Source organism: Chitinophaga sp., from assembly GCF_036566945.1.
In the GTDB taxonomy this organism is placed as follows: domain Bacteria; phylum Bacteroidota; class Bacteroidia; order Chitinophagales; family Chitinophagaceae; genus Chitinophaga.
The window spans coordinates 1-10,520 of record NZ_DATCVJ010000788.1 but is presented as its reverse complement, the minus strand read 5'-3'; the positions used below and the strand labels follow the sequence as shown (position 1 = coordinate 10,520).

Sequence of the window (10,520 nt, the reverse complement as noted above, 5' to 3'; positions counted from 1 at the left end):
CACCAGGGCAGCGGATTGGGATTACATATTTCCAAAAAGATCATTGATCTGCATAAAGGTGAGATTCATGTGGAGAGTCTCCCCGGCAAAGGCACCACTTTTTATTTTGAAATCAGGTATCAGTTGTTAACACCATCACCTGCTACCAAAAAAATTATTGTCCCCGTGAGTAATACATCTGCAAACGCCACTGTACCGGCAGGTATAAAATTGTTAGTCATAGAGGATAGTATCCTCAATCAGAAATTACTGGCCCTGATGCTGGACAGGATGCAGGCCAACTACCTGATCGTATCTTCTGCGGAAGAAGCGCTGGAAATTTACCAGCGGGAATCATTCGATTTTGTGCTGACGGATATTGACCTCCCCGGCATAGATGGTTTGATGTTAACCAGCATGATCAGGGAACTCCCTGACAAGAAAAAGGCGGCGGTGACCATTATCGCCATTACCGGTAATGTAATGGAAGATGATATTGCGCTATACCTGCGCTCTGGATTGAATGATTATATTATGAAGCCTTACCGGGAAGAAGACATCCTGGAGAAAATTACGCGGCATCATCAAATGGCGTAAATTGCCGGATGACTATCGCAGACCAGATCATCGCATTTAACAGTCACCTTCAGTTCCCGGGCAAACTGCCTGAGGGTATTCGTGTCATGAATCCTTTTAAAGAAGGTCCGGGGATTAAAGACATCATGACACAGTTTTACAAAAAGTTTTATGATGATAAAAAGCCCAGACAGCTGATCCTGGGCATCAATCCCGGCCGGCTGGGGTCCGGGTCTACCGGTGTGCCTTTTACCGATACCAAGCGGATGCTGGATAAATGTGGCATTGAGATCCCCGGATTGAAAACCCATGAACCTTCTTCTGTTTTTGTGTATGATGTAATAGCTGCCTATGGCGGCGTGGAAAAGTTTTATCAGCACTTTTATATCAGCAGTATTTGCCCACTGGGCTTCACAGCCGTTCAACCGGGAGGAAAAGAAATCAACTATAACTATTATGATAGTGCGGCGCTGACAAAAGCAGCTTACCCTTTTATTGTGAGTAGTTTAAAGGAACAATTGCAATGGAATATCAGCCGGGAAGTTTGTTATTGTATGGGTACCGGGAAAAATGCTGCATTCCTGCAGGCGTTAAACGAAAAGGAACAATTTTTTAAAACGATTGTGCCGTTGGAGCATCCGCGTTTTGTGATGCAGTATAAAACAAAAACCAAGGAGTTGTATATCGATAAGTATTTGTCGGCTTTTGATACCCACCAATAACCCCGGTTTGTGGATTTTTTACGCTGTTTGCACCGCAATCTGGTCGGCAATGCTATTCAACAAGCCCATGTTTAAGCGATGACCATGGTCTGTAGCGCCCGGTGCACGCACATATCCGTCTTCATCTTTCTCCAGTATAATTTCCTCGCCATCTACGTCTACCAGAAAGCGTTCGGCGGAAGATGGCTTTACGTAGAAGCGGCCTCCGGATGTTTTAATCATAAAAGCGTTCATAAGATCCTTTTAGAGATCTTCAGCAAATCACGGACCAGCTATGTCAGGACAAAAAATAATAATATTGATTCCAGATTAATTCAAATTCTGCCTGTGAAATCAGTTCCGGAATAAATTGTTTATCCTCGCTGATGTCTTCTATGTCGGGCATCACCACATCTGATAGGGCGGTACCGCCAAAATGGAAATTACTGTTGGCAATACCAAAGCTACCATCATGATATATTTCAATCTTCCGGTTTTCAAAACGAAGTGCGTCAATTTCACTGTATAGGAATACCGGTTCATCTTCGAAGTGATGAAGCCAGGAAATCTTGAGGTATTCCATTGCTAGATTTTTACCAAACGGCAGTCCCAGGTATCTTTAGATTGTTCCTGTACTGCATCTGGCGTGACCACACCCGTTATCTGGTAAATATTACCTTCTTCATGTAACCGGTCCCCTATCTGTGGCGTAAGGTCATCTTTAAACCTGATAGTGGCAATAATGCCGAAGGACTTGTAACTATGAATTTTTACAATATTCGCAGATCTTACGGGCAGCAATAGCTCCGCCTTCTTGCGATTGTGACTCCGGTAGAGGGAGAACATCAGCCAAAATGCCAGGGCAAACAGGCTAAGTAGCAGCAGATTCACGGCTTTGATTAGGTTTAGGTGATATAAATATACTATGGTTGAATGTACCTCCCGTTGGCATAGTGAGGTAGTGTAACAATATAGCGATTTAAATACATGTAAACAATTTTTTTTAGTCGATGAACTCCGGCGGGTATGGCGCGTAGTTCCAGAAATAGTAGTACGCGGCTAAGCCCGCCAGCAGACAGGCTTTACCAATTGTAAAAAAAATTAAAAAGAGATGAGGGCGGGTACGATAGAAGAAGGCTGAAATTATCAAGTAACCGATGCCGCAAACAAGCAGGGTTTCGCTGGTGAATTGGTTATCAAATAACGGTAAAACATCTACGAAGCCCGCCGTCATGGCAAACAGCATAAAAAGGGGAAAGCAACAGATACATGCCAACTGAAAAAGTCGCCGGAACGAAAGCAGGTATAGCAGGTAGGGTCGCATAGGCAGGGTGTTTTGCGCAAAGGTACAGCAAAGTATTTTTCAGGGAGATGAATAACGCGTGGGTAGTGCTGGCGCCCTGTTTCATTGGGGGCGGGGTTTCCTTACCGGTAAAGCATTTTGGGGCCGGAGGGCCCCTCCTCCTATTTCTTCTTTTTTTTGGGAGGGTCAAACACCAGCAACGGATCATCATACTTAAACGTATAGCCGAGTACGTGCCTTAACTTTTTGGAGCCTACAATTTTATATGGCTGATCCTCTTCCGGTGGCAAACGGCGGGGCATTGTTACGCCCAATGCCTGTGCGGCTGCCTTGTAATAATTGTTGCGTTGGGGATGTCCGCTGGCGCAGGCATTGAATACTTCGCCCCAAATGCCCCGGCTGATCACCTGGCTGATCACGCCTATGCAATCATCCCGGTGGATCACGTTCATAGGTTGTTCATTGATCCTTTTGCCTTCCTTCACCCGATGGGCATCCGGTAAACGATCGTAGCCTATCAGGCCACCGAAGCGCAGGACCGTGGTATCAAAGCGTTCAGAACTGAGTAACAGCGTTTCTGCCGCACGCAATGCCTGCCCGTTGGGCGTGTCTGGCATGACTTCATTTTCCTCGGTCACCAGGCCGTTTACATCTGCATAAACAGAAGTAGAACTCACAAAAATCACTTTACTGATAGCTGTGGTTTCTATGAAGCTACGCAGCAGGGCTATTTCTGCTATATGTGCGTTCATCCCTCTTTCTTTGCGCGGGGGAATATTAATGATCAGAATATCTGACTCCCAGAATTCATCCGGGCCGGTCAGCACCTCTTCAGATAAGATAACGGTGTAGGCTTCCAGTCCGAGTGCGGTCAGCTCCTCCACCCCTTCCATACTGGTTCTGGCGCCTTTTACGGGGTAGCCCGCTGCCTGTAAATGTAACGCCAGCGGTTTCCCCAGCCAGCCACAACTTAAAATACTAATCTTTTCCTCTTTGCTACTCATACCTGTTTTTTACGATAACACTCCTATAAATACGGATGCTAAGCGTGGAAGGTTTTTTCTAAGGCGTTCCCGGACCTGATTATAATGGCGGCGAAGATAGAAAACAATCGGGAGGCCTGCGAATATATAGAATATGCAGGCGGATATAGATTCCGGTCTGTTTACACCCGTTGGCCGTCCTACTTTGCAGTCATATTACAAACAAGACATTATTGAGAAACCCATAAATCCCGTTTACATGCAGATTACGAATTCACAGTCAAAAAGTGTACAGCAGATCTTTTCAGAGGTGCAGCAACACTTTCCAAAGGCGCAATTAAAAAAGCCATTTTTGAGTCCGCAGACCATCATTATTCCGCACGACAATTTCAAATACCTGCTGCGGTATAAGCAACATTATCTGCAGGTGGATTTTATTCCGCCTGTGATGTGGATCATCGGTGGTATGCTCGCGGGCTTTGCCCTTTTCACCGTTGTATTGAGCCTCATTTTCCAACAGCTGATCATCAGCTTCGGCGGCGCTATCCCTGTCATTATAGGGCTGCTATTGATCAAAGTGGTGTTTAAGTCGACCCGCAAAGATGAATTTAAATCTTTCGAAGACGAGACGAATATCCTGGTCAACAGTAACCACCAGGGCATCTAGCCGGCCTCTCATCTCTGTTTATAACCCATAGTTTTGAAGACTGTGAAAATCCCTTACTTTTAGATATCTGTTTATCGCTTACCTGTGAAATAGCATTGGAACCTGTAAAAGGAAATTATGATCCGTACGTTGATTATTGATGATGAACCCGCCATCAGAAAGGACCTTGAATGGCTGATGAAGCGATATCCTGATTTTATAGTACTGGGAAGTTGTGGTAGTATTGCTGAAGCTAAGGTAATTATTCCCAATACAGAGCCGGACCTGCTGTTACTGGACATTGAACTGTCTGACGGGACAGGCTTTGAACTGTTACAGCAGTTTCCGGAGAGGAACTTCCGTATTATTTTTATTACTGCCTACAATCAACACGCGATCAAAGCCATTAAATTTGGCGCTTATGATTACCTGTTGAAGCCGGTGGATGAAGAAGAACTGTCAGAAACCCTTCATCGTTTAAAGTCTGAAAGCCCTGTCAATAACCGGTTACAGCTGGAAGTAGCCGATGCGCATAAAAAACCGGGGTTGCATAACCGTATTGTGCTCCGCTCCCATCAATACCTGCAGGTAGTTTCTTTTGAAGATATTTTATATTGCCAGAGTGATGGCAGTTATACCACCTTTCATTTGACCGACAAGAAAAAAGTAACGGTGTCGCGCCCTATTAAAGAGTATGAAGAACTGCTGCCTGATAACTGGTTTATCCGTATTCATCAATCGTATATTGTGAACCATCATTTCATAGACCGCTTTCTGAAAGATGGCATCCTGGTGTTGAAAGAAGGCAGTGAAATCCCGGTATCATCCCGTAAAAGGGAGTTCGTCAGGCAGTTTCTCACCGGCGATCATTAAATTGCAGACATGTCTTTTTCCTATCGGTTTATTTTATTACTGACTATTACCTTTTGTTGTTTGCTCAGCTGCAGCCGGCAAAACAAACCCGTGCCGTCTGTCAACCCAGCCACCACAGGCGATCCGGCGATAGTGAGTGTATTAAAACAACTGATAGATTCCGGCGAAAGATTTTCCGGAGCCGTGGCCCGAAAAAAAATGATAGCGTTGCAACCCGCTGCTGAAGCGGCTGGGGAGCAAGGCAAGGGACTTTATTATTACCTGCTGGGCAGGCAGCAATATTTTGCAGACAGCACTAAAGCCGCTGCCATCAGCTACCGGCGCATGTTGCCCACCACTCCCCCTGATACCAGCCGTTACATTGAACTATACATACTACAGCAAATGGGATTGCTGCGCCTGGATCTGCAAAAGAAAATTGACGACAGCACCTTCTCCCGGATGTATACTTTACTGGAGCTGGCAGCACGTTTTCATTATCCCGACATCTACCGGGTATACGACCTGGCAGCGGAAATTCATTTCCGCTATGGTGTGTACGACAAGGCGAAGCTGTATACCGACAAGGCCATTGCCGCCTACCCCAACAGAAAAAACTACTATTATATGTCGTATCTCATGGAAGCGCAATCGCGGATAGCGGAGCGCCAACATGATTTAAAATTGGCGCTTCATTATGAAGACAGTGCACAACACCTCGCCTTACGGCAATCCGACTCTATCAGAATCGCCACCGTTTATTCCGCACTCGCCGTGTTGTATGAAAAAATGGGTGATATGGAAAAAGGCCACCACCTGATGGTACAGGCTTTTCATATCAAAGAAAGAGCAAACAAAGTTTCCTTCCAGGAGTATGTTAATTACGGGCAGATGTTCCTGGAAGAAAAAGATTTCCCCAAAGCCATCTTCTATCTCAATAAAGCCGTGGATATGGCCAGGGAACCGGAAAATGTAGGGAACCTCAGTGCAGCCTACAGCACCTTATATAATATTTATTCCGAAAGCGGCGACTATAAAAAAGGTATCACGTACCTCGATTCCGCCTACAATATGTCGCTCTCCGAAATGGAAGAACAACAGCTGAAGAAAGTAATGGAGTTGCAGGCCATCAATGAACTGAAAGAGCAACAGCATAAAACGCTTGACATCAGCCGGCAGTATAACAACCAGGCGACGATCCTGCGACAGCAACGCCTCATTCTTTTTATCTTTGGTATCCTCCTGCTGGTGGGTACGGCACTCACCATTGTACTGATCAGGCAACGAAAACTGAGAACGCTGCAACACAGTACAGAACTGGAACAACGCCTGTTGCGCAGCCAGATGGAGCCGCATTTTATTTTTAATACCCTGGCCGTACTGCAAAGTTTTATCCGGCATGATGAGAAGGAAAAATCTGTTAAGTACCTGAATAAATTTGCCCGGCTGTTAAGGCTCAATCTCGAAAACTCCCGGCATAACCTGGTACAGCTACACCAGGAAGTGGAAGCCCTGGAAAACTATCTCAGCTTACAGGCGATACGCTTCGGAAATGTATTTGATTATGAAATCCATCCTATTGAAGGTTGTGAAGACATGGACATTTTCATTCCGCCTATGCTGATGCAACCCTTCGTGGAAAACGCCATCCAGCATGGCATGCGCAACCTTCCGTATAAAGGACATATCACGATTACCCTGCAGTTGAACAATGAATTACTTCATTGCGTAATAGAAGATAATGGTCTTGGTATCGTAGAAAAAAGCAATCCCGAAAAGGATTCTCTCTCTGGTATTATTACACAGGAGCGGTTAAAAATACTCAGTAAGCAAACCGGAAAGCTGGCCTCCATCGTTATTACAGACAAAAAAGACAAAGGTGGTAAAGGCGTAAAAGTAACATTGATCATTCCTACCCAACGCGAAAAATAAGGGCTATTGCGCCTGTTGTGCCTGCCACAGCAGATAATATTTTATGGCGATGATGCAGATGATCATCACGAATGTCACCGCATGGTTGAGATACTTTACTTTCCCAAACTCTTCGTGTTCAATATTACGTTCATTTTCGCCGATATAAGGTTTGTGCACCACTTCTCCACCATAAGTGTTGGGGCCTCCGAAACGACAGTCGAGAATGCCTGCCAGCGCGGCTTCGGGGTAACCTGCATTCGGGCTCGCATGTGCAGATCCATACCGGAGCGTAAAATGCCAGGCACGGCTGCTGCCATATAACAGGATCATCAGCAAAGCCGTGATGCGTGCCGGAATGAAATTGGCCACATCATCCAATCGGGCGGCAAAGCGGCCAAAGTAGCGATATTGTTCGTTCTTATAGCCAATCATGGAATCCAGCGTGTTGATCATTTTATAGAGCATCATACCGGGTAATCCCAGCACCGCATAAAAACATAACGGCGCCACTACGCCATCACTCAGGTTTTCAGACATCGACTCCATTACCGCAATACGTATTTGCTGCGGCGTCAGGTGTGCCGTATCTCTTCCTACAATCCAGGACAGGCGCTTGCGGCCGGCTTCCAGTCCCTCTTTATGCAGGGTATCAAATACTTCTTTGCCTTCCTGCAAGAGACTTTTGTTGGCCAGTGCAAAAAAGACAAACACCGTACTGAAGGTATACCAGGCGAGGGGCCATTGTGCCAGGCCCTTTTGTGCAAAATAAAAAAAGCAGTACACCATGGTACACAATGCGAGTGTGAGCAAGGTACCTTTCCAGAAACGTGCAGCTCCCCTATTCAGCCATTGTGAGCCTTGCTGAATCAGTTGACCATACACTTTCACCGGATGTGGCCAGCTACGCGGATCACCCAGTAACAAGTCGGCGGCATATCCTAACGCTAACGGTAATACGAATTTTAATACAGGGTCCATTGGCGCAATGCGGTAATCAGTAATTTATTATCATCGGCACTGCGACAGGCAACGCGGCAATGGCCTTGTTCCAGGCCATGGAAATTGGAGGCATCCCGGATCAGGATACCATGATTTTCCATGAGCCAGGCTTTCAGCGAAGCGGCAGTACCAGTGAGTGTTTCGAACAGAAAAAAGTGTGTATGTGTTGGCGTTACCTTAAACTCCGGCATTTTGCGAATGCCTTCCCATAAATGAAAAGTATCCTGCAGCAATGATTCTTTGGCCAGGGTAAAGAGTTTCGGATGTTCCAATATATAATAGCCTGCTTCCAGCGCGAGACTATTGACCGACCAGGGCATTTTGTAAGCGCGTACCCGTTCCAACAATTGTTTCCTGCCGGCAATATATCCCAGGCGCAGTCCGGGAATGCAGCAGCTCTTTGTCATGGAGCGCAGCACCAGCACGTTAGGCAAACGATGCAGGTGCGGTAGCATGGTGGCCGCATCCAGTGTAAATTCTATATATGCTTCGTCGATAATGAATACCGTGTGTTTATTGAGCTGAATCAATCTTTGCAATGCCTGCTCTTCCAGCGCCTGACCGGTAGGATTATTGGGATTACAGAGAAAAACCATGTCGGTATTGAAAATGGTATCCGGCGTAAGTTTATCCCATGACAAATACAACACCTGGTGGCGATACAGTTTACAGGCATCTGCATACTCGGCAAAAGTAGGTGCTACCACGGTGGCGGTGGCACCGGTAAATGCCTGTGCTACCAGGTAAATGGCCTCCGTACCTCCATTGGTGACCATGATGCTGCCGGCGGGCAGCCCTGTATGTTTTTCCAGCAGTGCCTGCAATTTGTCCGCCCCTGCATCCGGGTAATGAGCTATCCCGTTTAGTTTGTTGCTGAGATGGGTTTTCAGCCCTTCCTGCAAACCACCATACCACACATTGGAACTAAAATCCGCTTTAACGGGCCGGTCAAACAGATAGCCATCGTCTCCATGTCCTTGTATCATAGTGCAATATTGTTATAATTCCAGTGCCTTATAAACAGCTAACATGTCCAGATGTTCGCGCATGTGCGCGGCCAGTTTATCATATTGCGCTTCCTTAAAAGCCTTATAGTCGAAATCTTTTACCACGGCTACTTTCCCACATTGTGCCAATAAATCACTGACCACGGTATCATTGTCGAGGATACCATGCAAATAGGTGCCCCAGCATTGAGGACTGAGAAAATAGCCATCTGTGGCGCCATTGGTAAGTTCATTCAGCGGAGAAGGTTTCGTGGTGCTGGTTTCTCCCATATGAATTTCATATCCTTCACAGATCTTTTCCTGATGGCGGTAGCGGAAGCTGCGCTGCTGCGTAACTTTTTCCCGGGTAAGCACTGTGCTCACCGGTAATATGCCCAGTCCGGGGATACTGGCGATGGGGCCTTCCACCCCGAATGGATCTGCCACCTGTGTGCCCATCATCTGGTAGCCACCGCAAATACCGATCACTACTTTATTTCGTTTGTGCGCCTCCGTTATAGCGCGGGCGGTCCCGTTATTCCGGATAGCAATAAGATCTTCGATGGTATTTTTACTGCCGGGCAGGATAATAATGTCTGCCGTGGCCAGTTCTGCCGGGTTATCTGTATAAAAAAGATGTACCCGTTCATCTTTCTCCAAAGCATGAAAGTCGGTGAAGTTAGACATATGCCGCAACAGCACCACGGCTATATTTATGCGACCGGTGGTTTGGCGTTTGTGTTTGAGCGATAGTCCCAGCGTGTCTTCTTCCTCAATATAAATATCATGGTAGTAAGGTAATACCCCCGTTACCGGCACGCCGGTAAGGTTTTCCAGCAGTTTACGTCCGTCTTCAAACAGGCGGATATCGCCGCGGAATTTATTGATGATGATCCCTTTTATCAATGCTTTCTCTTCCGGCGGCAGCAAGGCAATGGTACCGTATACGCTGCCGAAAATGCCGCCCCGGTCGATGTCTGCAACCAGGTATACGGCTGCACCGGCATGGAGCGCGATGCGCATATTGGTGATATCTTTCTGCCGCAGATTTAGTTCCGAGATACTGCCGGCGCCTTCCATGACCACCGGGTTATATTTGTGAGACAAGCGATCAAATGATTGCTTCACTTCTTCAAACAGGGCGCGTTTATCATCTTCCATAAAATACTCCCAGGCAGATTGGTTGCCGGCAGGTTTGCCATGCAGCACCAACTGGGCTGTTTGATCATTGGTAGGTTTGAGCAGTACCGGGTTCATATCGGTATGACAGGGTACGCCGGCAGCTTCCGCCTGCACCGCCTGTGCACGGCCTATTTCCAGGCCATCGGGCGTAGCGTAGCTATTGAGCGACATGTTCTGCGCCTTGAAAGGGGCAGGCGTATAACCATCCTGTTTAAAAATACGGCAAAACCCGGCAGTGATCACGCTTTTACCCACATCGGAAGCGGTCCCTACAAACATGACAGGCCGGAGCTGTTTCATATGCATCTCATCTTTAAGTGAAGCGAAGATATTAAAAAGCGTAAAGCAGAAGGCAAAAAGCTATTGAGGCGATTTTTTGTCTTACTCAGGATTATACTG

At 46.6% G+C, this 10,520-nt stretch carries 13 protein-coding genes; 5 read left to right on the top strand and 8 right to left on the bottom strand.

All coding sequences use genetic code 11. The annotated features are described in order from the left end of the window. Positions 1 to 576, top strand: a 576-nt coding sequence (locus tag VIP81_RS23820; RefSeq protein WP_331967253.1) for a response regulator, incomplete at its 5' end; no start/stop codon positions are given. An 8-nt stretch (positions 577 to 584) separates the two neighbouring features. Further along, positions 585 to 1,277, top strand: coding sequence for a uracil-DNA glycosylase family protein (locus VIP81_RS23815; RefSeq protein ID WP_331967251.1), 693 nt, complete (start codon positions 585 to 587; stop codon positions 1,275 to 1,277). Positions 1,278 to 1,295: 18 nt separating this feature from the next. Here VIP81_RS23815 and VIP81_RS23810 read toward each other — a convergent pair whose 3' ends face one another. The 5 genes from VIP81_RS23810 to VIP81_RS23790 form a co-directional block, all read right to left on the bottom strand. Beyond that, complete coding sequence (locus VIP81_RS23810) at positions 1,296 to 1,511, bottom strand: hypothetical protein (RefSeq protein ID WP_331967249.1); 216 nt, start codon at positions 1,509 to 1,511, stop codon at positions 1,296 to 1,298. A 43-nt stretch (positions 1,512 to 1,554) separates the two neighbouring features. Next, positions 1,555 to 1,839: a DUF6881 domain-containing protein gene (locus VIP81_RS23805; RefSeq protein WP_331967247.1), complete on the bottom strand. Its 285-nt coding sequence runs from the start codon at positions 1,837 to 1,839 to the stop codon at positions 1,555 to 1,557. Between the two features lie 2 nt (positions 1,840 to 1,841). After that, positions 1,842 to 2,147, bottom strand: a complete 306-nt coding sequence (locus VIP81_RS23800) for a hypothetical protein (protein WP_331967245.1) — start codon at positions 2,145 to 2,147, stop codon at positions 1,842 to 1,844. A gap of 112 nt (positions 2,148 to 2,259) precedes the next feature. Then, the gene (locus VIP81_RS23795) at positions 2,260 to 2,502 is read right to left on the bottom strand and encodes a hypothetical protein (RefSeq protein WP_331967243.1); all 243 of its coding nucleotides are present in this window, start codon (positions 2,500 to 2,502) and stop codon (positions 2,260 to 2,262) included. 218 nt (positions 2,503 to 2,720) lie between these two features. Beyond that, positions 2,721 to 3,563, bottom strand: a complete 843-nt coding sequence (locus VIP81_RS23790) for an SDR family oxidoreductase (protein WP_331967241.1) — start codon at positions 3,561 to 3,563, stop codon at positions 2,721 to 2,723. A 238-nt stretch (positions 3,564 to 3,801) separates the two neighbouring features. Between VIP81_RS23790 and VIP81_RS23785 the strand changes: the two genes are divergently transcribed. The 3 genes from VIP81_RS23785 (at position 3,802) to VIP81_RS23775 (ending at position 6,972) form a co-directional block, all read left to right on the top strand. Further along, a complete protein-coding gene (locus VIP81_RS23785) occupies positions 3,802 to 4,209 on the top strand; it encodes a hypothetical protein (RefSeq protein ID WP_331967239.1) in 408 nt (135 codons plus the stop codon). A 117-nt stretch (positions 4,210 to 4,326) separates the two neighbouring features. Then, complete coding sequence (locus VIP81_RS23780) at positions 4,327 to 5,061, top strand: LytTR family DNA-binding domain-containing protein (RefSeq protein WP_331967237.1); 735 nt, start codon at positions 4,327 to 4,329, stop codon at positions 5,059 to 5,061. A 9-nt stretch (positions 5,062 to 5,070) separates the two neighbouring features. Continuing rightward, complete coding sequence (locus tag VIP81_RS23775; protein ID WP_331967235.1) at positions 5,071 to 6,972, top strand: tetratricopeptide repeat-containing sensor histidine kinase; 1,902 nt, start codon at positions 5,071 to 5,073, stop codon at positions 6,970 to 6,972. 3 nt (positions 6,973 to 6,975) lie between these two features. Here VIP81_RS23775 and cbiB read toward each other — a convergent pair whose 3' ends face one another. The 3 genes from cbiB to VIP81_RS23760 are packed head-to-tail and all read right to left on the bottom strand — an operon-like array spanning position 6,976 to position 10,421. Next, on the bottom strand, positions 6,976 to 7,932 hold the full coding sequence (cbiB, locus tag VIP81_RS23770; protein WP_331967233.1) for an adenosylcobinamide-phosphate synthase CbiB: 957 nt from the start codon (positions 7,930 to 7,932) through the stop codon (positions 6,976 to 6,978). Next, positions 7,917 to 8,939, bottom strand: a complete 1,023-nt coding sequence (locus VIP81_RS23765; protein WP_331967231.1) for a pyridoxal phosphate-dependent aminotransferase — start codon at positions 8,937 to 8,939, stop codon at positions 7,917 to 7,919. Before VIP81_RS23765 ends, cbiB begins: the two co-directional genes overlap by 16 nt. A gap of 12 nt (positions 8,940 to 8,951) precedes the next feature. After that, entirely contained in the window at positions 8,952 to 10,421 is a 1,470-nt protein-coding gene (locus VIP81_RS23760) for a cobyric acid synthase (RefSeq protein WP_331967229.1), read from the bottom strand. Positions 10,422 to 10,520: the final 99 nt, after the last annotated feature.

Coding starts and splice junctions, on each gene's coding strand:
- cbiB (WP_331967233.1), bottom strand. CDS start 7,932: ATGGACCCTGTATTAAAATTCGTATTACCGTTAGCGTTAGGATATGCC.
- VIP81_RS23785 (WP_331967239.1), top strand. CDS start 3,802: ATGCAGATTACGAATTCACAGTCAAAAAGTGTACAGCAGATCTTTTCA.
- VIP81_RS23795 (WP_331967243.1), bottom strand. CDS start 2,502: ATGCTGTTTGCCATGACGGCGGGCTTCGTAGATGTTTTACCGTTATTT.
- VIP81_RS23805 (WP_331967247.1), bottom strand. CDS start 1,839: ATGGAATACCTCAAGATTTCCTGGCTTCATCACTTCGAAGATGAACCG.
- VIP81_RS23780 (WP_331967237.1), top strand. CDS start 4,327: ATGATCCGTACGTTGATTATTGATGATGAACCCGCCATCAGAAAGGAC.
- VIP81_RS23765 (WP_331967231.1), bottom strand. CDS start 8,939: ATGATACAAGGACATGGAGACGATGGCTATCTGTTTGACCGGCCCGTT.
- VIP81_RS23810 (WP_331967249.1), bottom strand. CDS start 1,511: ATGAACGCTTTTATGATTAAAACATCCGGAGGCCGCTTCTACGTAAAG.
- VIP81_RS23760 (WP_331967229.1), bottom strand. CDS start 10,421: ATGAAACAGCTCCGGCCTGTCATGTTTGTAGGGACCGCTTCCGATGTG.
- VIP81_RS23790 (WP_331967241.1), bottom strand. CDS start 3,563: ATGAGTAGCAAAGAGGAAAAGATTAGTATTTTAAGTTGTGGCTGGCTG.
- VIP81_RS23815 (WP_331967251.1), top strand. CDS start 585: ATGACTATCGCAGACCAGATCATCGCATTTAACAGTCACCTTCAGTTC.
- VIP81_RS23775 (WP_331967235.1), top strand. CDS start 5,071: ATGTCTTTTTCCTATCGGTTTATTTTATTACTGACTATTACCTTTTGT.